At 69.7% G+C, this 22,866-nt stretch carries 23 protein-coding genes and 1 pseudogene; 12 read left to right on the top strand and 12 right to left on the bottom strand.

Annotated features, from left to right (window positions below; all coding sequences use genetic code 11):
* The 8 genes and pseudogenes from ACFSJG_RS13430 to ACFSJG_RS13395 form a co-directional block, all read left to right on the top strand.
* Positions 1-372: pseudogene (locus ACFSJG_RS13430) on the top strand (cytochrome ubiquinol oxidase subunit I); the annotation flags it as partial.
* Positions 373-514: 142 nt separating this feature from the next.
* On the top strand, positions 515-1,747 hold the full coding sequence (gene serB / locus ACFSJG_RS13425; RefSeq protein WP_378485703.1) for a phosphoserine phosphatase SerB: 1,233 nt from the start codon (positions 515-517) through the stop codon (positions 1,745-1,747).
* Complete coding sequence (locus ACFSJG_RS13420) at positions 1,747-2,502, top strand: peptidyl-tRNA hydrolase (protein WP_378485702.1); 756 nt, start codon at positions 1,747-1,749, stop codon at positions 2,500-2,502. The genes serB and ACFSJG_RS13420 overlap by 1 nt, the downstream gene beginning before the upstream one ends.
* 102 nt (positions 2,503-2,604) lie before the next feature.
* Positions 2,605-3,435, top strand: a complete 831-nt coding sequence (locus ACFSJG_RS13415; protein WP_378485701.1) for an ABC transporter ATP-binding protein — start codon at positions 2,605-2,607, stop codon at positions 3,433-3,435.
* Positions 3,436-3,559: 124 nt separating this feature from the next.
* Positions 3,560-4,369 (top strand): NUDIX hydrolase, encoded by an 810-nt coding sequence (locus ACFSJG_RS13410; RefSeq protein WP_378485700.1) that lies wholly within the window; start codon positions 3,560-3,562, stop codon positions 4,367-4,369.
* Positions 4,370-4,411: 42 nt separating this feature from the next.
* A complete protein-coding gene (locus ACFSJG_RS13405) occupies positions 4,412-5,191 on the top strand; it encodes an enoyl-CoA hydratase/isomerase family protein (protein WP_378485699.1) in 780 nt (259 codons plus the stop codon).
* 98 nt (positions 5,192-5,289) lie between these two features.
* Positions 5,290-6,279, top strand: coding sequence for a class I SAM-dependent methyltransferase (locus ACFSJG_RS13400; protein ID WP_378485698.1), 990 nt, complete (start codon positions 5,290-5,292; stop codon positions 6,277-6,279).
* 7 nt (positions 6,280-6,286) lie between these two features.
* On the top strand, positions 6,287-7,441 hold the full coding sequence (locus ACFSJG_RS13395; protein WP_378485697.1) for a THUMP-like domain-containing protein: 1,155 nt from the start codon (positions 6,287-6,289) through the stop codon (positions 7,439-7,441).
* 168 nt (positions 7,442-7,609) lie between these two features.
* Here ACFSJG_RS13395 and ACFSJG_RS13390 read toward each other — a convergent pair whose 3' ends face one another.
* The 6 genes from ACFSJG_RS13390 to ACFSJG_RS13365 form a co-directional block, all read right to left on the bottom strand.
* Positions 7,610-8,356, bottom strand: a complete 747-nt coding sequence (locus ACFSJG_RS13390) for a sirohydrochlorin chelatase (RefSeq protein WP_378485696.1) — start codon at positions 8,354-8,356, stop codon at positions 7,610-7,612.
* 4 nt (positions 8,357-8,360) lie between these two features.
* Positions 8,361-9,647 carry a sulfate adenylyltransferase subunit 1 gene (locus ACFSJG_RS13385; protein WP_378485695.1) on the bottom strand — a complete coding sequence of 429 codons (1,287 nt, stop codon included), beginning with the start codon at positions 9,645-9,647 and terminating at the stop codon, positions 8,361-8,363.
* Positions 9,647-10,582: a sulfate adenylyltransferase subunit CysD gene (gene cysD, locus ACFSJG_RS13380; RefSeq protein ID WP_378485694.1), complete on the bottom strand. Its 936-nt coding sequence runs from the start codon at positions 10,580-10,582 to the stop codon at positions 9,647-9,649. The genes ACFSJG_RS13385 and cysD overlap by 1 nt, the downstream gene beginning before the upstream one ends.
* A complete protein-coding gene (locus tag ACFSJG_RS13375; protein ID WP_378485693.1) occupies positions 10,579-11,328 on the bottom strand; it encodes a phosphoadenylyl-sulfate reductase in 750 nt (249 codons plus the stop codon). Before ACFSJG_RS13375 ends, cysD begins: the two co-directional genes overlap by 4 nt.
* The gene (locus ACFSJG_RS13370; RefSeq protein ID WP_378485692.1) at positions 11,325-13,043 is read right to left on the bottom strand and encodes a nitrite/sulfite reductase; all 1,719 of its coding nucleotides are present in this window, start codon (positions 13,041-13,043) and stop codon (positions 11,325-11,327) included. Before ACFSJG_RS13370 ends, ACFSJG_RS13375 begins: the two co-directional genes overlap by 4 nt.
* Positions 13,044-13,182: 139 nt before the next feature.
* Positions 13,183-13,254 carry an Ms4527A family Cys-rich leader peptide gene (locus tag ACFSJG_RS13365; protein ID WP_378485978.1) on the bottom strand — a complete coding sequence of 24 codons (72 nt, stop codon included), beginning with the start codon at positions 13,252-13,254 and terminating at the stop codon, positions 13,183-13,185.
* A 150-nt stretch (positions 13,255-13,404) separates the two neighbouring features.
* Between ACFSJG_RS13365 and hemW the strand changes: the two genes are divergently transcribed.
* Complete coding sequence (hemW, locus tag ACFSJG_RS13360; RefSeq protein ID WP_378485691.1) at positions 13,405-14,616, top strand: radical SAM family heme chaperone HemW; 1,212 nt, start codon at positions 13,405-13,407, stop codon at positions 14,614-14,616.
* Positions 14,617-14,729: 113 nt separating this feature from the next.
* Here hemW and ACFSJG_RS13355 read toward each other — a convergent pair whose 3' ends face one another.
* The gene (locus tag ACFSJG_RS13355; RefSeq protein ID WP_378485690.1) at positions 14,730-15,044 is read right to left on the bottom strand and encodes a type II toxin-antitoxin system VapB family antitoxin; all 315 of its coding nucleotides are present in this window, start codon (positions 15,042-15,044) and stop codon (positions 14,730-14,732) included.
* Between the two features lie 173 nt (positions 15,045-15,217).
* Between ACFSJG_RS13355 and hrcA the strand changes: the two genes are divergently transcribed.
* From hrcA to ACFSJG_RS13340, 3 genes are all read left to right on the top strand, one after another.
* Positions 15,218-16,243 (top strand): heat-inducible transcriptional repressor HrcA, encoded by a 1,026-nt coding sequence (gene hrcA, locus ACFSJG_RS13350; RefSeq protein WP_378485689.1) that lies wholly within the window; start codon positions 15,218-15,220, stop codon positions 16,241-16,243.
* 100 nt (positions 16,244-16,343) lie between these two features.
* Positions 16,344-17,498 (top strand): molecular chaperone DnaJ, encoded by a 1,155-nt coding sequence (dnaJ, locus tag ACFSJG_RS13345; protein WP_378485688.1) that lies wholly within the window; start codon positions 16,344-16,346, stop codon positions 17,496-17,498.
* 12 nt (positions 17,499-17,510) lie between these two features.
* Positions 17,511-18,272, top strand: coding sequence for a 16S rRNA (uracil(1498)-N(3))-methyltransferase (locus tag ACFSJG_RS13340; protein ID WP_378485687.1), 762 nt, complete (start codon positions 17,511-17,513; stop codon positions 18,270-18,272).
* 107 nt (positions 18,273-18,379) lie between these two features.
* Here the strand turns inward: ACFSJG_RS13340 and puuE are convergent, their stop codons facing one another.
* From puuE to pucL, 5 genes are read right to left on the bottom strand one after another with little or no spacing between them, the layout of a single operon-like run.
* Positions 18,380-19,318: an allantoinase PuuE gene (gene puuE, locus ACFSJG_RS13335; protein ID WP_378485686.1), complete on the bottom strand. Its 939-nt coding sequence runs from the start codon at positions 19,316-19,318 to the stop codon at positions 18,380-18,382.
* Positions 19,315-20,289, bottom strand: coding sequence for an allantoicase (gene alc / locus ACFSJG_RS13330; RefSeq protein WP_378485685.1), 975 nt, complete (start codon positions 20,287-20,289; stop codon positions 19,315-19,317). Before alc ends, puuE begins: the two co-directional genes overlap by 4 nt.
* A gap of 5 nt (positions 20,290-20,294) precedes the next feature.
* Positions 20,295-21,545: a DUF6986 family protein gene (locus ACFSJG_RS13325; protein WP_378485684.1), complete on the bottom strand. Its 1,251-nt coding sequence runs from the start codon at positions 21,543-21,545 to the stop codon at positions 20,295-20,297.
* Positions 21,545-21,868 (bottom strand): hydroxyisourate hydrolase, encoded by a 324-nt coding sequence (gene uraH, locus ACFSJG_RS13320; RefSeq protein ID WP_378485683.1) that lies wholly within the window; start codon positions 21,866-21,868, stop codon positions 21,545-21,547. Before uraH ends, ACFSJG_RS13325 begins: the two co-directional genes overlap by 1 nt.
* Positions 21,865-22,806, bottom strand: a complete 942-nt coding sequence (gene pucL / locus ACFSJG_RS13315; protein WP_378485977.1) for a factor-independent urate hydroxylase — start codon at positions 22,804-22,806, stop codon at positions 21,865-21,867. The genes uraH and pucL overlap by 4 nt, the downstream gene beginning before the upstream one ends.
* Positions 22,807-22,866 lie beyond the last annotated feature (60 nt).

The raw sequence follows: 22,866 nt of genomic DNA, 5'->3' as shown, positions 1-22,866 counted from the left end.
AACGAGGGCATGCCCCGCCGCTACGCCGACTACCTGCCGTCGGACGGGTTCACCACGCTGAACACGATCTCCACCATCGGTGCGTTCGTCCTCGGTGCCTCGACACTGCCGTTCATCTGGAACGTCTTCAAGAGCTACCGGTACGGCGAGGTCGTCACGGTCGACGACCCGTGGGGTTACGGCAACTCGCTGGAGTGGGCCACCACCTGCCCGCCGCCGCGCCACAACTTCACCGAACTGCCGCGGATCCGGTCCGAGCGCCCCGCGTTCGAGCTGCACTACCCGCACATGGTCGAGCGGATGCGCGCCGAGGCGCACGTCGGCCCCGGCCACGGCAGCAAGAGCGCCGTCCTCGAGGACGCGCACCAGTAGAACGCGCCCAGCCGCTCCGTGCGGCCGGTGCAGGAAGGCCCCGCCCGTCGACCGGGCGGGGCCTTTCGCGTGTGGAAACCCTACTTGGCACAATGGACGGCGAAATCCGTGGCAGCTGCCACGGGATGGAGGGAGATTCTCGGTGGGTTCGGATGCACAGTCGGCGACGACGGTTCTCGTGACCGTGACGGGCCGGGACCGCCCGGGCGTCACCTCGGTCCTGCTCGCCGCGCTCGCGCGCCATCACGTGAGCCTGCTCGACGTCGAGCAAGTCGTCATCCGCGGGAGGCTGACGCTCGGAGTGCTCGTCGAGTGCCCGTCGGATCCGGAGGCGCTGCAGGAGGCTCTCGAGGGCGCCATGGCGACCGTCGGCATGAACGTGGACGTCGAGATCGGCGCCGGTGCGGCCGAGCGGCCCGCGCCGTCCACGCACGCTGTCGTGGTGCTCGGCAGCCCCGTCACCGCCCGTTCGTTCAGCCGGATCGCGAGCGAACTCGCGAAGCAGGGCGCGAACATCGACTCGATCCGCGGGATCGCGGACTACCCGGTCACCGGCCTCGAACTGATGGTGACGGCATCAGACACGAGCGAGGAGACCAACGGGCGCCTGCGCACGGGCCTCTCCGAGCTCGCGATGGCCGAGGCCGTCGACATCGCCGTCGAGCGCGCGGGTCTCGCGCGGCGCGCCAAGCGGCTCGTCGTCTTCGACGTCGACTCCACCCTCGTCCAGGGCGAGGTCATCGAGATGCTCGCGGCCCACGCCGGCGTCGAGGACAAGGTCCGTGAGGTCACCGAGTCCGCGATGCGCGGCGAGATCGACTTCACCGAGTCGTTGCACCAGCGTGTCGCCACCCTCGCCGGGCTCGACGCCTCCGTGATCGACGAGGTCGCCGAGAAGCTCGAACTGACCCCGGGTGCCCGCACCACCATCCGCACCCTCCGCCGCCTCGGCTACCACTGCGGTGTCGTGTCGGGCGGTTTCCGTCAGGTGATCGAGGGACTGGCCCACGAACTCGAACTCGACTTCGTTCAGGCGAACACGCTGGAGATCGTCGACGGCAAGCTCACCGGTCGCGTCGTCGGCGACGTCGTCGACCGGGCGGCGAAGGCGGTCGCGCTGCGTCGCTTCGCCGACCAGGTCGGTGTGCCGATGGAGCAGACCGTCGCGGTCGGCGACGGTGCCAACGACATCGACATGCTCAACGCTGCCGGGCTCGGCGTCGCGTTCAACGCCAAGCCGGCGTTGCGGGAGGTCGCCGACACGGCGCTCTCGCACCCGTTCCTCGACGCGGTGCTCTTCATCCTGGGCGTGACGCGGCACGAGGTCGAGGCCGCGGACGCCGTCGACGGGCTGGTGCGCCGGGTTCCGCTCTGATGCTGCCCGACCCCGGATTCGCCGCCAGGCATGCAGTCCTTGCGGCGGGGTACGGCCACCGGCCCGACCCCGAGGATCCCGCTCAGGTGCTCGCGATGCCGATCGTGCTGCACATTCCGAAGGTCGACCCGCCGGCCCGGACCGCGGTGCTCGAAGCCGCTGCCGCGGCGACGGTCGCGCTGTGCCTGGACCCCCGGGTCGGCGTCGATGCCGACGGTGAGGCCGGTCCCTGGCAACGCGACTACCTGGCGTGGACGGACGCCCGGATCCGCAAGGTGGCGCGTCGGGCGCGGGGAGCGCAGTGGCTCGCCGTCCAGGACGTCGACGGCGTCACCGTCACCGTCGACGGCGCGCAGGCGCGGGCCTTCGTGCCGAGACCGGTCGGTGCGCTCGATCAGCGGGTCCGCAAGCTGCAGATCGGCGGCACCGACCTCGAACACGACGTTCCCGGAGAGGGCGATCCCGAGGTTCCGGTGCTCTGGCTGAACGCCGCACTCGGCATGACTGTAGGGAAGGCTGCCGCTCAGGTCGGGCACGCGGCGATGATGCTGGCCGGCGCGATGACGGTCGAGCAGGCCGCGTCATGGGCCGCCGACGGCTACCGCTGCGCGGTCCGTGACGCCGGCCCCGAGCAATGGACCGTCGCGACCGCGAAGGTCGCCGAGGGCACCGCGGTCGCGGTCCGTGACGCCGGGTTCACCGAGGTCGCGCCCGGGTCGATGACGGTCGTCGCGGTGGCGCCCGCCGGACGCTGACGGTCGGGCTCGCCGCGCACGTCGTCCCCCGAACGTCGGACATCCGCCGGTCCCGACACGCATCCGGGTCCGGGTGCACGGGATCGGCTTTCGTGAGAGAAGATGACTGCCGTGTCCGAACCTGATCCTGATCTGCTCATCGATTTCGACGACGTCCTGATCCGCCGGGGTGGCGTGACCCTGGTGGGTCCGGTGACATGGAAGGTGGAGCTCGACGAGAAGTGGGTGGTACTCGGCCCCAACGGCGCAGGAAAGACCTCGCTGCTGCGGATCGCGGCCGGGGAGGTGTTCCCCACGTCGGGTCACGCGAACCTGCTCGGCGAGACGCTCGGCCGGGTGGACGTCAACGAGCTGAAGCCGCGGATCGGGCTGTCGTCGTCGGCGCTCGCGAACCGCGTCCCGTCGGACGAGCTGGTGAAGGACCTCGTGGTGTCCGCCGGATACGCCGTGCTCGGTCGCTGGCGCGAGCGCTACGAGGACATGGACACCGAGCGCGCGGTCGAGATCCTCGAGAGCATCGGCGCCGAGCACCTCGCCGACCGGACCTACGGCACCCTCTCCGAGGGTGAGCGCAAGCGTGTCCTCATCGCCCGCGCCCTGATGACCGACCCGGAGTTGCTGCTCCTCGACGAGCCGGCGGCCGGACTCGATCTCGGCGGTCGTGAGGAACTCGTCGCCCGGCTCGCCGATCTCGCGGCGGACCCGGACGCACCCGCGACGGTCCTGATCACGCACCACGTCGAGGAGATTCCGCCGGGATTCACGCACGCGCTGCTCCTGAAGGAGGGCGAGGTCGTTGCGCAGGGCCTCGTCGACGACGTCATCACCGCCGAGAACCTCACGACGGCGTTCAGCCAGTCGATCTCGCTGGACCGCGTCGACGGGCGATTCTTCGCCCGCCGGACGCGCCTTCCGGGTCAGCACCGCCGCTGACCCACCACGACTCACCGGCTGAAGGTGGCCTTCGTGCGGTGGACGCGAACGAAGGCGACCGTGCCGCTCCCGTCAGTGGGAGGGGCGGTGTGGGCAGATCGTGAGGACGCGTAAGTTGCGTGACATGGATCTCAGCGAACTGCCCACCGACGTCCCGGTCAAGGACGCATCGACCGTCATCCTTCTGCGCGACGGCGCATCGGGTCCGGAGGTGTTCCTGCTCCGCCGCGTCGTGAGCATGGAGTTCGCGGGTGGAATGACCGTGTTCCCCGGTGGTGGCGTCGACCCCCAGGACGCGACCGCGGACGTCTCGTGGGCCGGCCCGTCGGTGTCGTGGTGGGCCGAGCGATTCGGTGTGGACGAGGCTCGGGCGAAGGCGCTGGTCTGCGCGGCGGTGCGCGAGACGTTCGAGGAGTGCGGCGTGCTGCTCGCAGGCCCGACCGCGGACACCGTCGTCGCGGACACCGCGCAGTACGCGGACGCCCGCAAGGACCTCGAGGCCCGGCAGCTGTCGTTCAGCGAGTTCCTCCGCCGCGAGGGTCTGGTGCTGCGCGCGGATCTGCTCCGCCCGTGGGCGAACTGGATCACCCCCGTGGGCGAGAGCCGTCGGTACGACACCCGGTTCTTCGTCGCCGCGGCACCGGCGGGTCAGGTCGCCGACGGCGAGACGTCCGAGGCGGCGTCGGTGGCGTGGCGGTCGCCTGCTGAGGCGCTGACGGACTGGCGTGGTGGCTACACGATCCTCCTGCCGCCGACGTGGACGCAGTTGAGCTCGCTCGCCGAGTTCGGCTCGGTGGCGGACGTTCTCGCCGCCGAACCGGATATCCCCGTCATCCTGCCGACGCTGTACCAGGAGGACGGACAGTTGCGGGTCCGGTTCCCGGGACAGGAGCCGTACTACGAAGCCGTGGTGCATCCGTGGAGCAAGAGGTAGCGCCTCGCTGACCGCCCCGGGCCGCCCGGTAACCTTCGGGTCATGGCTGAGTTCGTAACCCTCGAAGTGTCCGACGGCATCGGCACCATCCGTCTTGCCCGTCCTCCGATGAACGCCCTGAACCGTCAGCTTCAGGAGGAGCTGCGGGCGGCGGCCCGCGAGGCCACCGTCAACGACGAGATTGCGGCCGTCATCGTGTACGGCGGCGAGAAGGTGTTTGCCGCCGGTGCGGACATCAAGGAGATGGCGGACATGACGTTCGCCGAGATGGCGCCCATCGCCGGTGAACTCCAGTCCGCACTCGGCGCGATCGCCGACATCCCGAAGCCGACGGTCGCGGCGATCACCGGATACGCCCTCGGCGGCGGGCTGGAGATCGCCCTCGGTGCCGACCGCCGCATCGCCGGTGACAACGCGAAGCTCGGTGTCCCCGAGGTGCTGCTGGGCGTCATTCCGGGTGGCGGTGGCACACAGCGGCTGGCGCGGCTCGTCGGCCCCGCGAAGGCCAAGGACATGGTGTTCACCGGCCGTTTCGTCGGCGCCGAGGAGGCGCTGGCCATCGGTCTGATCGACGAGATGGTCGCACCCGACGAGGTGTACAACGCCGCCCGTGCGTGGGCGTCGAAGTTCGTCGGCGGCGCGGCGCGTGCGCTGGCCGCTGCGAAGGCCTCGATCGACCAGGGTCTCGACACCGATCTGAACACCGGCCTGAAGATCGAGGCGGCCCAGTTCGCGGCTCTGTTCGCCACCGAGGACCGCACCATCGGGATGGCCTCGTTCATCGAGAACGGGCCTGGCAAGGCCAAGTTCGTCGGTAAGTGACGTCGGATGTCCCGGGTGGCGCGTAGTCGCGTCACCCGGGATATTTTTATCCAGAACTAGAACTTGTTCCTTGCTTACCGCAGGGTAGGCTCTCCTCCATGACTGCAAGCCCCAACAACGGCGTCGATCCCGCACCGAACCCGCACGCCACGGCCGAAGAGGTCGAAGCTGCGCTCAAGGACACCAAGCTCGCCCAGGTCCTCTACCACGACTGGGAAGCGGAAACGTACGACGAGAAGTGGTCCATCTCGTACGACGAGCGGTGCATCGACTACGCCCGCGGCCGCTTCGACGCAGTCGTCGGAACCGACCAGGCGCTGCCGTACGAGCGCGCGCTCGAACTGGGCTGCGGCACCGGCTTCTTCCTGCTCAACCTGATGCAGGGCGGCGTGGCGAAGACCGGTTCCGTCACCGACCTGTCGCCGGGCATGGTCAAGGTCGCGCTGCGCAACGCCGAGGGCCTGGGTCTGCCGGTCGACGGCCGCGTCGCGGACGCCGAGCGCATCCCCTACGACGACGACACCTTCGACCTCGTTGTCGGGCACGCTGTGCTGCACCACATCCCCGACGTCGAGCAGTCGCTGCGCGAGGTCATCCGCGTGCTCAAGCCGGGCGGCCGTTTCGTGTTCGCCGGTGAGCCGACCACCGTCGGCGACTTCTACGCCCGCTGGCTCAGCCGGGCCACCTGGTACGCCACCACCAACATCACCAAGCTCGGTCCGCTGCGCGGCTGGCGTCGCCCGCAGGCCGAGCTGGACGAGTCCTCTCGTGCCGCAGCGCTCGAGGCCGTCGTGGACATCCACACCTTCGATCCGGCGGACCTGGAGAAGATGGCCCGTTCGGCCGGTGCGGTGCAGGTGCACGCCGCCAGCGAGGAGTTCACCGCGGCGATGCTCGGCTGGCCGGTGCGCACCTTCGAGGCCGCGGTGCCCGAGGGCAAGCTCGGCTGGAACTGGGGCAAGTTCGCGTTCGGCGGCTGGAAGGCGCTGAGCTGGGTCGACGAGAACGTCATGAAGCGCTTCGTGCCCAAGGGTTTCTTCTACAACGCGATGATCACCGGCGTGAAGCCCGAGCCCAAGGAAGCCTGATCCTCGAGTGGGTTACGAGTTCACCACGGAGGACGTCCGCTATCTGAGTCACGCTGCGGCGGATCTCACCGAGGTGGACCGACTGGATCTCTCCCCGAGCACGCACCTGGCCGACATCGGCCGGGTGCGTGCCCGTTTCGGCGACCGGTCGGGCGCGCTCGTCGAGACGGTCCTGTTGCGGCGTCGGGCGGAGGGCAAGCTCGCCGAGCGCGACTGGCTGCTGACCGATGATGCGCTGCAGCAGGCCACCCCGACCGTCGTGGCGCGGCACCGCGCCGCACGGCTCGCAGGTCGGGACGTCCACGACGTCACCTGTTCCGTCGGCGCGGACCTGTCCGCGCTCGTCGGGGTTGCGGGGGCGGTGCTCGGCAGCGACCTCGATCCGGTTCGAACGGCGATGGCGGCCCGGAACGTTCCGGGTGCCACGGTGATTCGGGCCGATGCGCTGGTTCCGTGCAGTCGGGGAACCGTCGTCCTGGCGGATCCCGCGCGTCGATCCGGAGGCAAACGCAGGCACGATCCGGCCGCGTTGATGCCGCCGCTGCCGGATCTGCTGGAGGTGTACGCCGGGCGCGACATCGCGGTCAAGTGCGCGCCGGGTCTGGACTACGACAAGCTCGGCTGGGGCGGCGAGGTCGAGATCGTTTCGCTGTCGGGCGGTGTGCGGGAGGCGTGCCTGTGGTCGCCCGGGCTCGCCGACGCCGGTGTGCGACGTCGCGCGACCGTCCTCGACGCCGACGGCGGTGGGTGGGAGATCACCGACGCCGAACCCGACGACATCCCGGAACGTGAGCCGGGGGAGTGGATAGTCGACCCCGACGGTGCGGTGGTGCGCGCCGGGTTGGTGCGGCACTACGCGGCACGCCACGGACTGTGGCAGCTCGATCCGCGAATCGCGTACCTCACCGGTGACGCGGTACCGGACGGTGTGCGCGGGTTCCGGATCCTCGCACAGCTCAAGTACTCCGAGAAGGCGCTCAAGCAGGAACTCGCGCGACTCGACTGCGGTGTCGCGGAGATCCTGGTCCGCGGGCTCGATGTCGACCCGGCAGTACTGCGTCCGCGGTTGAAGCTGCGCGGCAGCCGGTCGTTGAGCGTCGTCCTGACCCGCATCGGCCGCACCCCGACCGCCTTCGTCTGCGAGCCCGGCACCCGGGCCTGACAGTCCGCCGCTGTCACCGGCTGAACGTGGCGTTCATGCGGTTCAGCGGGATCAATGCCACGTTCAGTCGACGGCTGGGTGAGCCACGAGTTCGGCTGAACGTGGCGTTCGTGCGGTTGGACGAGATGAACGCCACGTTCAGCCATTGGCGGTAGGGCGGGGAGTGGGTCAGGCGGCGCGGGGGAGGGTGCGGCGGGTGAGCGCTGCGCGGTAGCGGTCGAGGACGACGTCGACGAGCAGCGGATGGTCGCCGATGACGTCGGCGCGCAGCGCGTCCGGCGCGGCCTCGTCCGCCTGGCGGTCGAGACGGTCGGTCAGCAGGCCCGGTGCGAGGAACCACGGGGCGACGACGATCTGCCGCGCACCCGACGCACGGAGACGCGAGACCGCCTGCGGCAGTGACGGTTCGGTGGTGGCGAAGCAGACCTCGACGCCCGCCCAGCCGGTACCGGCGAACAGACGCGGTGCGATGGCGGTGGTCCGTGAGTTCGCCGCGGTGTCGGACGATCCGACGGCCGCGAGGACGACGCCGACATCCGAACCCGCGGCACCGGTCGCCGCGACGCGGTCCCAGACCGCGTGGACGAGGCGGTCGTCGTCCCCGAGCACGTCCGCCTGGACGAGGTCGAGTCCCGGGTGGCGCGAGCGGGCCGCGGCGAGCAGTCCCGGCAGGTCGACCCGGGCATGAAAGGCGCTGCCGAGCAACATGGGTACGACGATCGCCGACGAGTGACCTTCCGCGGCGACGGTGTCGAGCACCTGATCGACGGACGGTGCGGAGAGGTCGAGGAAACAGAGCCGGACGTCGAGGTCCGGCCGGGTCCGACGAACCGCCGCAGCGGCAGCCGCGACCACCCGCGCGGAGCGGGGATCGCGACTGCCGTGCGCGACGAGAACGAGCGGAACGGAGTGCACGAGACTAGACGGGCTGGCCCAGCTCGATGGCGGCAATGGCGTCGCCGACGAGGCCGGCTGCCAGAGTGTTGCCGCCGGCCGGGTCGATCAGCAGGAAGCTGCCGGTGTGCCGGTTGACGCGGTAGTCGTCCGCGACGATCGGGTCCGCGACGCGCACCGAGATCTTGCCGATCTCGTTGAGCTCGAGGGTTTCCGGGCTCTGCTCGGTGGTGAGCTCCTGCTCGTCGAAGCGCTCGACGATGGCGCCCACGATCGCCTGCGTGGTGCGGGTGCCGTGCTTGAGCTGCAGGCGCGCACCGGGACGCAGCGGCTTCTCGGCCAGCCAGCACACGGTCGCCTCGAAGTCACCGATCGGCTCCGGAGCGTCCTGCGGGGAGGCGATGGTGTCGCCGCGGGAGATGTCGACGTCGTCCTCGAGCAGAAGCGTGACACTGCGACCCGCATGCGCGGAGTCGAGTTCGCCGTCGGCGGTGTCGATCCGGGTGACGGTGGTGCGGATGCCGGACGGCAGCACGACGACCTCGTCACCGGGACGGACCTCGCCCGCGGCGACCTGACCGGCGTAGCCGCGGTAGTCGGGGAACTCGGCGGTGCGCGGCCGAATCACGTACTGCACGGGGAAACGCAGACCGACGCGGTGCGGTTCGGCGTCCACGGGCACCGACTCGAGGTGCTCGATCAACGTCGGGCCGTCGTAGTACGGCGTGTTCTCGGAACGCACCGCGACGTTGTCGCCGTGCAGCGCCGACACGGGGATCTCCAACACGTCCTCGGACGCCCAGCCGAGCGACGAGGTGAGCGCGTTGAACTCGCGGGAGATGTCCGCGAACACCGTCGCGGGATCCTCGACGAGGTCGATCTTGTTGACCGCGAGAACCAGCTTCGGCACGCCGAGCAGGGCGAGCACGGCGGCGTGCTTGCGGGTCTGCGAGATGACACCCTTGCGGGCATCGACCAGCAGGATCACCAGCTGCGCGGTCGACGCGCCGGACACCGTGTTGCGGGTGTACTGCACGTGGCCGGGGGTGTCGGCGAGCACGAAACTGCGCTTCGGCGTGGCGAAGTAGCGGTACGCGACGTCGATGGTGATGCCCTGCTCGCGCTCGGCACGGAGGCCGTCGACGAGAAGCGAGAGGTCGGGGGTGTCGAGACCCTTGTCGACCGACGCGCGGGTGACGGCGTCGATCTGGTCTGCGAGAACGGACTTGGTGTCGTACAGCAGCCGGCCCACCAGGGTGGACTTGCCGTCGTCGACGCTGCCGGCCGTCGCCAGGCGCAGCAGATCACTCATCAGAAGTAGCCCTCTCGCTTGCGGTCTTCCATGGCCGCTTCGGAAACTCGGTCGTCGCCTCGGGTCGCGCCGCGCTCGGTGAGGCGGGACGCCGCGACCTCGGCCAGGATGGCGTCGTTGTCGGCGGCCTCGGACAGCACGGCGCCGGTGGTGGAGCCGTCGCCGACGGTGCGGTACCGCACCGACAGGGTTTGCACCTGCTCGTCCTCGCGCGGGCCGCCCCACACGCCGGACGTCATCCACATGCCGTCGCGCTGGTACACCTCGCGCTGGTGGGCGTAGTAGATGCTGGCCAGCTCGATGTTGTCGCGGGCGATGTAGCGCCAGATGTCGAGCTCGGTGAAGTTGCTCAGCGGGAACACCCGCACCTGCTCACCGGGAGAGTGCTTGCCGTTGTACAGGTTCCACAGTTCGGGACGCTGCTTCTTCGGATCCCAGCGACCGAAGGCGTCACGAAGCGAGAAGATGCGCTCCTTGGCGCGGGAGCGCTCCTCGTCACGTCGGCCGCCGCCGAAGATGGCGTCGAAGCGGTGCTCGGCGATCGCGTCGAGCAGCGGCACCGTCTGCAGCGGGTTGCGGACCCCGTCCGGGCGCTCGGTGAGCCGACCGTCGGCGAGGTAGTCCTCGACGTTGGCGACGTGCAGCCGCAGGTTGTACTTTTCGACGACGTGGTCGCGGAAGGCGAGCACCTCGGGCAGGTTGTGCCCGGTGTCGACGTGCAGCAGTGCGAACGGGATCGGCGCGGGCCAGAACGCCTTGATCGCCAGGTGCAGCAGGACGGTGGAGTCCTTGCCTCCGGAGAACAGGATCACCGGCCGCTCGAACTCGCCCGCGACCTCACGGAAGATGTGAATGGCCTCGCTCTCGAGCGCGGCGAGCGTGTCGAAGTCGGCGCCGTCGAGGACGGGACGGATGTCGGTCAGTTCAGCAGTCATGAGGCGTGCAACCCGCATTCTGTCTTGGAGTTGCCGGCCCATCGTCCGCTGCGCGGATCGGAGCCGGGTGCTGGCTTGGAGGTGCACGGTGCGCACCCGATGGACGGATAGCCCTCGTCGACAAGCGGATTGACGAGAATGCCGTGCTTGTCGATGTAGTTCTGCATGTCCTCGTCCGACCATGCTGCGATCGGGTTGATCTTGACCAGGCCGAACGCCTCGTCGAACGAGATCAGGGGCGCGTTGGCGCGGGTGGGCGCCTCGACGCGGCGGATACCGGTGACCCACGCCTTGTAGCCGGCGAGGGACTTCTTGAGCGGCACCACCTTCCGGAGGCGGCAGCACTCGCCGGGATCGCGGGCGAACAGGTCCTTGCCGAGCAGTGCGTCCTGTTCGGCGACCGAGTGCTCGGACTTCGCGTTGATCACGTTCACGCCGTAGACGGCCTCGACGGCGTCGCGGGTGCCGATGGTCTCGGCGAAGTGGTAGCCGGTGTCGAGGAACAACACGTCGACGCCGGGATGCACCTGCGCGGCGAGGTGGACGAGCACGCCGTCCTGCATGTTCGACGCGACGATGTAGTTGCTGCGCTGATTCCCCGTCGCTCCGCTCGCCGACCCGAAGGTGTCCTCGGTCCAGCGCAGCAGTTCCTCGGCCGACGCGCCGTCGAGCTCCGCTGCACCGCGGGCCGCGATCTCGCGCAGCTCCGCCTCGGTGACGGTGGAAAGGTCGAGACCCGAACTCATCGCAGATCCTCCTCGTCTGCCCGCACTGCCCATTCGGCGAACCGCTCACCCTCGTTGCGGTGCTTGACGAACTGGCGGGTCACCCGCTCGATGTAGTCGCCCAGTTCCTCGCTGGTGACCTTGTGCTGACGCAGCTTGCGACCGAACCCGGAGTCGAGGCCGAGGCTGCCGCCGAGATGCACCTGGAAGCCCTCGATCTGGTTGCCCTCGCCGTCGTCGACGAGCTGACCCTTGAAGCCGATGTCGGCGATCTGGGACCGGCCGCACGAGTTGGGGCAGCCGTTGATGTTCACCGTGATCGGCACGTCGAGGTCGTCGTTGACGTCCGCGAGCCGCTGCTCGAGTTCCGGCGCGAGCACCTGGGACCGCTTGCGGGTCTCGGTGAACGACAGCTTGCAGTACTCGATACCGCTGCAGGCGAGCAGGTTTCGGCGCCAGTGCGACGGACGGCCGTGCAGGCCGAGCGGCTTCAGCTCCTCGATCAGCCACTCGACCTTGTCGTCCGGGACGTCGAGGACGATCAGCTTCTGGTACGGCGTGAAGCGGACACGGTCGGAACCGACTGCGGCCACGGCGTCGGCAACCTTCTGCAGGATGGTGCCCGACACGCGGCCGGCGATGGGGGAGAAGCCGATCGCGTTCAGGCCGTTGCGGAGCTTCTGCACACCGATGTGATCGATGGGGCGCGCGGGCTTCTCGGGCGCGGGGCCGTCGATCAGCTTCCGCTTGAGGTACTCGGTCTCGAGCACCTCGCGGAACTTCTCGATGCCCCAGTCCTTGACGAGGAACTTCAGCCGGGCCTTGGTGCGCAGGCGGCGGTAGCCGTAGTCGCGGAAGATCGAGACGACCGCCTCCCACACGTCGGGGACCTCGTCGAGCGGCACCCACACGCCGACCCGCTGCGCGAGCATCGGGTTGGTGGACAGGCCGCCGCCGACCCAGAGATCGAGGCCGGGGCCGTGCTCGGGGTGATTGACGCCGACGAAGGCGATGTCGTTGATCTCGTGCACGACGTCCTGCTGACCGGAGATCGCGGACTTGAACTTGCGCGGCAGGTTCGAGTACTGCGGGTCGCCGATGTAGCGGCGGACGATCTCGTCGATCGCGGGCGTCGGGTCGATGATCTCGTCCAACGACTCACCGGCGAGGGGCGAGCCGAGAACGACGCGCGGGCAGTCGCCGCACGCCTCGGTGGTCTTGAGGCCGACGGCCTCGAGGCGCTTCCAGATCTCGGGGACGTTCTCGATCTCGATCCAGTGGTACTGGACGTTCTCGCGGTCCGACAGGTCCGCGGTGTCGCGGCCGAACTCGGTGGAGAGCTCGCCGATGGTCCGCAGCTGCGCGACGTTCAGCGCGCCGGCGTCGCAGCGGACACGCATCATGAAGTAACGGGCCTCGAGCAGGTCGATGTTCTCGTCGCCGGTGTAGGTGCCGTCGTAACCCTGCTCACGCTGGGTGTAGAGACCCCACCAGCGCATCCGGCCACGCAGGTCGGCCTTGTCGATGCTGTCGAAACCCTGCTTCGAGTAGATGTTCTCGATGCGGGCGCGGACGTTGAGGGGGTTGTCGTCCTTCTTGGTCTGCTCGTTCGCGTTGAGCGGCTCGCGGTACCCGAGGGCCCACTGGCCCTCGGAACGGCGCTTGACCGGGCGCGGTGCGCGCGCACGCGGTGCGGCGTCCGCCGCGGGAGGTGACGAGTCGACTGTCTGCGACATCAGGGGGCGCTCCAAGATCTTCTTCCGGATGGATCTTTATGGGCGCCGGTCTACGGAGGGCATGGCTGTCGAGGGGAGGGCTGTCCCCGCGTGCCCACATTCGAGACCGGCCGGGACTGGCGGGCTGCTGAGAATGCGTCTACGCAGAACAGGACAGACAGCAACAGCTACAGACACGCTTGAGATCGACATGGCGGCGAGCCACGAGCACAATCCCAAGTCCGGTCACGCCGACGATTGTGCCAGATCACATCCGCGATGCCGACACCTGCACGGATATTTCCCCCGAAATGCGGGGAAATGCGCAGACCAGTGGCCGGTGTGGGATGGATCACTTTCGGCTCGGTGGGACACTGGAGCCGTGAGTACTCGCGTGACCGACCGCACCGCCACTGTCTTCACGCTGCCCGACGCGGCACTGGACGGACTCGGCACCCGGCCGTTCGGCGTGTACATCCACGTCCCGTTCTGTGCCACGCGCTGCGGGTACTGCGACTTCAACACCTACACCGCAGGCGAGCTGGGTACCTCGGCGTCGCCGCAGTCGTGGCTGGAGGGTCTGCGCCGGGAACTGGACGCCGGCGCGGCGATGCTGGGACGCGACGGTCGGACCGTGCCCGCTACCGAGACGGTGTTCGTCGGCGGCGGAACGCCGTCGCTGCTCGGTGGTGACGGACTGTCGAACGTGCTCGCCGCCGTCCGGTCGAGCTTCGGGCTCGCGGCCGGGGCCGAGGTGACCACCGAGTCGAACCCCGAGTCCACGTCGCCCGAGTTCTTCGAGGCGATCCGCGGTGCGGGCTACACCCGGGTGTCCCTGGGCATGCAGTCCGCGGCGCAGCACGTGCTCCGCGTTCTCGACCGCACCCACACCCCTGGCCGGGCCGTCGCGGCGGCGAAGGAGGCCCGTGCCGCGGGCTTCGGGCACGTGAACCTCGACATGATCTACGGCACCCCCGGCGAACGCGACGAGGACCTCGACGCCACCCTCGACGCGGTGCTCTCCGCCGAGGTCGATCACGTCTCGGCGTACTCGCTGATCGTCGAGGACGGCACCGCGCTGGCTCGCAAGGTGCGGCGCGGGGAGCTGCCCGCACCCGACGACGACGTACTCGCCGCGCGTTACGAGCGGATCGACGCGCGGCTCGCGGAGGCCGGAATGGGCTGGTACGAGGTATCGAACTGGTCGAAGCCCGGCGCGGAGTGCCGCCACAACCTGGGTTACTGGGACGGCGGAGACTGGTGGGGTGCGGGACCGGGCGCGCACAGCCACGTCGGAGGCGTGCGTTGGTGGAACGTCAAGCACCCCGCCCGCTACGCCGACGAGTTGGCGGCGGGCGCGTTGCCGGTCGCGGACAGCGAGACGCTGACCGCCGAGGACCGGCACATGGAGCGAGTGATGCTGGTGCTGCGGCTGCGGACCGGACTGCCTCTCGCCGACCTGCAACCCGACGAGGTCGCGGCCGCCGAGCGGGTCGTCGACGAGGGATTGCTGCGCCGCGACGGCGACCGGGTCGTGCTCACCGACCGCGGCCGCCTGCTCGCCGACGGCGTCATTCGCGACATCCTGAGCTGAGTCGCCGAACCGGTGGTTTCCGGGATCGGTACTCGGCCGATGGTCCGGCAACCGCCCGTTCGGTGTGTGCCCGCGCCGATTCGCCTGGAATCGGCGTTGTCGCAGGTGAAGCGTTAAACCTGTGTTCCGTTGAGCGCGTCGTAGTCGAACAGCCGGGCATGCAGGACGGCCCGGTTGCGCAGCGCCGACCGGACGGCGTGGTGCACGCCGTCCTCGAGATAGATGACGCCGTGCCACAGCACCGCGTGCGGGAAGAGATCGCCGTAGAACGTGGAGTCCTCGGACAGCAACCGGTCCAGTTCGAGGACCTTGGTGGTCGTGACGATCTCGTCGAGGCGGACCTGGCGCGGCGGAATCTTGGACCAGTCGCGCATCGAGAGACCGTGGTCCGGGTAGGGCTTGCCGTCCCGGACACCCTTGAAAATCATCTGTGCACCCCGTCGGATGGTTCGGTCGGTGCGGTGGGCACCGACTGCGGTCGAGCGCCACCACAGTAAGGGCTGCACGGGCAGGGGTCACGAGACGACTAGAATGCGGGGGCACCCGACGGCAATGTGGGGGACCCGGTGGCTCGGGGCGAGCAGCTATGGAGGTGGCCGGCATGTCGAGTACCGACGAACGACGCTTCGAGGTCCTGCGCGCGATCGTCGCCGACTACGTCTCCACCCAGGAGCCCATCGGCTCGAAGGCGCTCGTCGAGCGCCACAATCTCGGGGTGTCCAGCGCCACGATCCGCAACGACATGGCGGTGCTGGAGGCCGAGGGATACATCACCCAGCCGCACACCAGCTCGGGCCGGGTGCCGACGGACAAGGGCTACCGGGAGTTCGTCGACCGGATCGCCGAGGTGAAGCCGCTCTCCCCGGCCGAGCGGCGCGCCATCCTCGACTTCCTCGAATCGGGTGTCGACCTCGACGACGTCCTGCGTCGCGGCACCCGACTGCTGGCGCAGCTCACCCGGCAGGTCGCGGTCGTGCAGTATCCGACGTTGTCGGCGTCGTCGGTGCGGCACCTGGAAGTGGTGGCCCTGACGCCGGCGCGACTGCTGCTCGTGCTGATCACCGATTCCGGTCGCGTCGACCAGCGGATCGTCGAACTCGGCGACGTGATCGGTGACGACGAGCTGTCGCGGTTGCGTGCGCTGCTCGGCGGTGCGTTGGAGGGCAAGCGGCTCGCGGACGCGTCGGTGGCGGTGTCGGAGTTGGCGGAGGGCGCTCCGGAGTCGTTGCGGGACGCGGTGGTTCGCACGTCGACGGTGCTCATCGAGACGCTCGTCGAGCACCCCGAGGAGCGACTGGTCCTCGGCGGCACCGCGAACCTGACCCGTAATGCGGCGGACTTCCCGGGCTCGTTGCGCTCGGTGCTCGAAGCCCTCGAGGAGCAGGTGGTCGTCCTCAAGCTGCTGGCCGCTACCGGTGCGCCGGGGTCGGTGACCGTACGGATCGGTGAGGAGACGCAGGTCGAGCAGATCCGCGGCACCTCGGTCATCACCACCGGGTACGGCGCGGGCGGCGCCGTCTTCGGTGGAATGGGTGTGCTCGGGCCCACCCGCATGGACTACCCGGGAACAATCGCGTCGGTCGCCGCCGTTGCCCGGTACATCGGAGAGGTGTTGGCCGAGCGGTGACGCGCGCCCGTCGCCGGGCGTGGGGTGGTCGTCGGACCCGAAATTCCGACGTGATGAACTTCTTTTCGAGTGGACAGACAACGAGGACGAGAGACGTAACGTGGCACGGGACTATTACGGACTGCTGGGTGTTTCGCCGAAGGCGACCGATCAGGAGATCAAGCGGGCGTACCGCAAGCTCGCCCGCGAGCTGCACCCCGACGTCAACCCCGACGAGGCCGCGCAGGCCCGCTTCAAGGACATCTCGACCGCGTACGAGGTGCTGTCCGATCCGGAGAAGCGTCGCATCGTCGACCTCGGCGGTGATCCGCTGCAGCAGGGTGGCGGCGGAGCGGGCGGCTTCGGCGGTGCCGGCTTCGGGGGCGGCCTCGGCGACGTATTCGAGGCGTTCTTCGGCGCGGCAGGCGGCACTCAGCGGCGTGGTCCGCGCGGTCGCGTGCAGCCCGGCGCGGATTCGCTGCTGCGCACGAAGCTGACGCTGGAAGAATGCGCGACCGGTGTCACCAAGCACATCACCGTGGACACCGCGATCCTGTGCGACCTGTGCACCGGCTCCGGAACCAACGGCGATTCCAAGCCCGTCACCTGTGGGACCTGTCAGGGTGCCGGTGAGGTGCAGTCGGTGCAGCGGTCCTTCCTCGGTCAGGTGATGACCTCGCGTCCGTGCCCGACGTGCCGCGGCGCGGGCGAGACCATCCCCGACCCGTGCCACAAGTGCGGCGGCGACGGCCGCGTCCGTGCGCGCCGCGACATCGCGGTCAAGGTGCCGGTCGGTGTCGGCAACGGCATGCGGATCCGGCTGTCCGCGCAGGGCGAGGTCGGGCCCGGCGGCGGCCCGGCAGGCGACCTGTACGTCGAGGTGATCGAGCAGCAGCACGATGTGTTCGTTCGCGACGGTGACGACCTGCACTGCACGATCCGGGTGCCGATGGTCGACGCGGCGCTCGGCACGACCGTCACCCTGGACACGATCATCGACGGCCCCACCGAGGTCACCGTCGACGCGGGCACGCAGCCGGGTTCGGTGGCGGTGCTGCGCGGCCACGGCATGCCGAAGCTGCGGTCCGGCGTCCGCGGTGACGTACACGCCCACCTCGAGGTCGTGGTCCCGACGAAGCTCGACTCCAAGCAGACCGCGGCCCTCCGGGAACTCAAGGACCTGCGCGATCGGGATCTCGCCGAGGTCGTCAGCAGCAGCACTCAGCAGAGCGGCGGCCTGTTCTCGCGACTGCGCGACGCGTTCAGCGGACGCTGACGAGGGACCGTCATGGCTGCGACCCTGTTCTACCTCGACCCGCTTCCGGCTGTCGGAGCGGTTGCCGTCCTCGACGGCAAGGAGGGCAGGCACGCCGCGACGGTGCGCCGCATCCGTGTCGGTGAGCACCTGGTGCTCGCCGACGGGCGTGGCGGTATCGCCCGCGCCGAGGTGGTCGAGGTGGGCAAGGACCGCCTGGACCTGACAGTCACCGCCCGCGACGAGCTGCCCGCAGCGAGTCCGGCAGTGACCCTCGTGCAGGCCCTGCCGAAGGCGGAGCGGTCCGAGCTCGCCGTCGAGCTGGCCACCGAGGCCGGCATCGACGAGATCGTGCCCTGGCAGTCCTCCCGCTGCGTCGCGAAGTGGCAGGGCCCCAAGGCGGTCAAGGGTGTGGCGCGCTGGCAGGCCGTCGCGGTCGCGGCGGCGAAACAGTCACGGCGAGCACATATTCCGCATGTCGCCGATCTGCACCGCAGTGCGCGGGTGCTCGCCCGGGTGCGGGAGATCGTGGCGTCGGGCGGTGTGGTTCTGGTGCTGCACGAGGCCGCGACTGCGGAGCTCGCGGCGCTGGATCTGCGGACGGTGCCGGAGATCGCGCTCGTCGTCGGCCCCGAGGGCGGCCTCGCCGACGACGAGGTCGCTGCGCTGACCGAGGCAGGCGCGTCCGCGGTCCGGCTCGGCCCGACCGTGCTCCGGACCTCGACGGCCGCTGCCGTCGCGCTGGGCGCGCTCGGTGTCCTCACCGACCGCTGGTCCGCGGCTCCGTTGGCCTAGCGGCTCAGCCACTCCTCGGCACGGTCGCACAGGTCGGTGATCACCGAGCGGGCGGTTGTCGGACCAACACTCGAGTGGAGCCGGCGACAACAGCCCGCTCGGAGTAATCACCGACCGCTGGTGTGCAATACCTCTCGCGTTGCGGGAGCGGGATGCACGGAGCGCCAGTGCTCCGCGATGTCGATCCGGCGCGTCACCCAGACGTCGTCCCGGCGCTGGATGTGGTCGAGGAACCGCTCGAGCGCTGCGGTGCGTCCCGGACGTCCCGCCAGGCGGCAGTGGAGCCCGACCGACATCATCTTCGCGCTGCCGCGTGACCCTTCCGCGTACAGGACGTCGAAGGTGTCACGCAGGTGCGTGAAGAACTGTTCCCCGCTGGGGAATCCGGCCGGCGACGAGAACCGCATGTCGTTGGTGTCGAGCGAGTACGGCACCACCAGGTGCGCGGTGTCGCCGACCGGCACCCAATAGGGCAGGTCGTCGGCGTACGAGTCGGAGTCGTAGGCGAAGCCGCCGTGTTCGACGACGAGGTCTCGGGTGTTCGGGGAGTCGCGGCCGGTGTACCAGCCGCGCGGCGCCGCGCCCGTCAGGTCGGTCAGGATCCGTACCGCCTCGGTGAGGTGGGCGCGCTCGGTCTCGCGGTCGACGTTCTGGTACGAGATCCAGCGCAATCCGTGGCAGGCGATCTCGTGCCCGAGTTCACCGAACGCGGCGACCGCTTCCGGGTTGCGTTGCAGTGCCCGTGCCACACCGAAGACGGTGAGGGGCAGCCCGCGGCGTTCGAACACCCGGAGCAGGCGCCACAGGCCGGCCCGCGAGCCGTACTCGTACAGCGACTCCATGCTCATGTGCCGGTCGGGGAACGCCTGCGCGGGCACCATCTCCGACAGGAACGTCTCGGATGCGAGATCGCCGTCCAGGACGCAGTTCTCGGCACCCTCCTCGTAGTTGAGGACGAACTGCACCGCGATGCGCGCACCGCCGGGCCACCGTGGGTCGGGTGGGTGCGGGCCGTATCCGACGAGATCCCGCGGGTACGTGGTCATCGTGCGGTCTCGTCGTCGTCGACGAGGGCGCCGTGCACGCGTAGCCGTGCCATGCCGCCGTCAGGGTGGATGTCGAGCCGGACGTCGGTGACGGGTTCCGGTGCGTCGACGAGGAACCGGTGCCGGCTGTCCGGCTGCAGTTCGGTGCGCGGCAGCAGGTCGTACCACTCGCCGTCCGGTCGTCGTCCTCGCACACTCGCGGAACCGGGGGCGTTGCCGAGGAAGTACGAGGTGTCGAGTTCGATCAGACGGACCAGACCTTTTCCTGCCAGCCGCACCTCCACCCAGTCGTTGCCGTCGTCGCGGCGCCGGCTGGTCTCCCAGCCTTCGCCCATCGTCCGGACGGGACCGGGGAACAGCAGGTTCTGCGGCGAGCCGTAGTACCCGTTCGAGCAGGCCGTCACCAGTGCACCGTTCTCCAGTGCCGCGAGATCCAGCGACCGGGTGTCGAGCAGTGCGAGGTCGGGCCTGCCCTCCCCGTGGACCCGCAGGCGCGCGACGCCGCCGTCGGGATGGATGGTGAGTTTGACGTGCGTCCACCGGGTTTCGGAGTCCACGGCGAAGTGGGTGCGGGTGTCACCCGCGACCGGGCTGCGGTCGACGATGAGATGCCAGTCCGCCTTGAGGAGGTCCTCGGGTGACGGGTGGCCGTCCTGGGCGGTGGCGTGCACGGTGATCTCGATGGGGTGATTGCCGGTGAACCATGCCGTGTCGACGACGATGCCGCGGACGACGCCGGGCACACCGAGCCGCACGATCGCCTCGTCGGAGCCCGGGACGCGCCGGCGCCGGGTTTCCCAGCCGTCGTAGACCTGGCCGCGAGGACCGAACGTCGCGGGACGGTGCCCGGCGTCACCCGGGAGGATCAAGTTCTCCTTCTCCGCGAAGGATTCGTCGTTCGCCCAGACGACGGCGCCGCCGAGGCTGCGCAGCGCGAGATCGGGAAGGGTGCAGAAGTCGGGTGCGGTCATGAGGTTCACCTATCGGTGTGGGTGACGGGCAGGGTGCGGTCGGCGAGGCCGTGCAGGATCTCGGACGTGCAGTCCGGGGCGAGGGCGAGGACGTCGGGCTCGGTGTACGCGCCGCATCCCAGTCCGCGCAGGACGATGGTGGCCAGGGCCTGTGCGGTGGCCGGTTCGTCGATCACCGACCCGCCGCGTCGCTGCAGGTAGGCCTGGATGCGCGGCGCGGCGGCAGTGAGTGCGCTGCGGTGGAACTGCAGGACCGCCGCCCAGCGGGTCACCAGATGTCCGGGATGCATGTCCCAGCCCTGGTGGTAGCCGCGTTCGAGGGCGCGGGTGACGAGGCGGAAGTGCCGAGCCAGCGCGTTTCGGATCTCCGCGTCGGTGCCCTCCGGCACGACCTGCGTGGAACCGTCGGAGACCCGGACCCCGGTCTGGGCGGCGGCGACGAGCATCACCGACTTCGCGTGGTCGGCGACCGGGTGGTCCGCCGACTGCTGCCGCGGCGCGATCCCGCAGGCGGCGCTGTAGTCGTAGGTGCCGTAGTGCAGTCCGGTGCAGCGACCGTCGGCGAGGTGCACGGCCCGCGCCACCTGAACCGTCCCGTCGGCGCCGATCACCGCCTGCGGACTCTCGATCTGGAGTTCGAACCGCAACGAGTGTTCCGGAAGTCCGTGTGCGCGTTCGATCTCCTCGCACAGCGCGACGACGGCGGGCACCTGTTCCGCGGCGCGCAGCTTCGGCACCGTGAACACGAATCCCGGCGGCACTCCGCCCGCCGCGTCGAGGACGAGTTCGAGGGTGCGGATCGCACGCCGGCGCTCGGTGAGGCCGAGGCCCTTCGGACGGATCCCGCACCAGTCGGGAGCGGCGTCGCCCGCAGCGGTGACGGCGCGCAGGGTTCGGCCCGCGCGGCGGGCGTCCTCGTCCTCGACGGCGTCCGCGCGCCAGCCGTAGCCGTCCTCGAAGTCGACGCGCAGGTCGGCGATCGGCCGCCGGGACAGGATCTCGTCGACGCGGGCGACCGTCGGCGCGTCCGTCAGCCCGGTGATCTGCTCGGTGTGCGAGGCGAGCAGGGTCCGTGCGGATGCTCCCCACTCCGTAGGCGTCCCGGAATGCGCCTGTGCCGCACCGACGTACACGGTGTGCACCGGCTGGTCGTCGATACGCGGGTCGGGGAACCGGGCGGTGAGCTCGGCGTCGACCGGGGCGAGAATCTCGTCGATCCGGTGCAGGACGTGGGCGTCGAGGGTGAGGGTGTCCATCAGCTGCCCCGGTAGGTCGAGTAGGCGAACGGCGACAGCAGGAGCGGTACGTGGCAGTGTCCGCCCAGATGGTCGAAGGCGACGACCACCTCCGGGTAGAAGGTGTCGCGGCCGCGGGCGGCGAACCAGGCGCCCGTGTCGAACGCCAGTCGGTAGCGCCCCGGCGGGATCGGGGACGGCGTGATCGCCCCGATCCGCCCGTCCGCGTCCGTGCTGCCCGCGGCGATCCGGGTGCCGTCGGCGTCCGTCAGCACGACCGCGACACCGGCGGCCGGTGTGCCGGTGACCGCGTCGAGGACATGCGTGCTCACCGTGGCGGTCATGCCGCACCCCGGGTCCAGGCCGGGCCGGCGTCGGGGGCGTCGGAGCGCTGCACGGTGGCCTGGATCAGCCCGTAGGGGCGGTCGTCGGCGTGGAAGACCTCGTTGGGGTTGTCCAGACCGAACGGGCTCAGGTCGTAGTCGAAGTGGTGCTTGTTGGGCGCGGCGAGCCGGACCTCGGCGATCATCGGGTACGCCTCCAGTGCCGCCTTGCCCATCTCGAACAACGTCTGCTGCAGGGCCAGGGAGTGGACCTCGGCGAAGCGTTCGACGAACAACGCCCGAACCCCGAGGTAGGTCGCCTCCCAGTCGACATCCGTTGTCGTGTAGCGCCATTCGGCGATCAGGGTGGTCGCCAGGATGCGGTCCTCGGTGGGGGTGAGGGTGGTGTACTCGTCGACGAGGAATCCGGAGAACGCGGAGCCGGTGGACTTGAGCAGCGTGAAGTCCTTGAGGCCGGCGGTCACCCAGGTGCGCTGCTCGTCGCCGGTGCCCTCCACCGTGACGGCTGCGGTCCGGACTTCCTGGCCCTGCCGGATCCAGGTGTGATCGTGTTCGCGGCCGTTGACCTGCGCGCGGGCCCACGCGTACTCCTCGACGTCGATCCGGGCGCAGCGCACCGGCTCCACGTCGTCGACGAAGTGGCGGGCCAGCTCGAGCCCGTAGCTCTCGATCGACTCGAGGCCGCGTTGCTTGGCGAAGGCGTACACGGTCTGCTTCTGCGTGTCGGTCGGCAGCACCGACGACTGGTCGCCCTGCAGATGGGCGGCGGCGAAGTCACCACGCAGGGAGGTCGAGACGCTGACGTCGCGGATCTCGTGCCGGTCGGTCTCGCGATAGATGCGGACCACGCGGTTCTCGGCCTTGCCGTACTGGTGCGGGCCGAGCACGATGTCGCCGGTGAGGTGGGTGGGGGCGGCCTGGGTGATCTGGGCGGTCATGGTATCGGTTCCCTCGTGTCTGGCGACTCGCCCCTCGGGCGCAAACATCTGCCGCAGTCG

The sequence above is a fragment of the Rhodococcus gannanensis genome, assembly GCF_042681175.1.
Classification (GTDB): Bacteria; Actinomycetota; Actinomycetes; order Mycobacteriales; family Mycobacteriaceae; genus Rhodococcus_G; species Rhodococcus_G gannanensis.
This window is presented reverse-complemented; position numbering and strand designations above follow the sequence as displayed.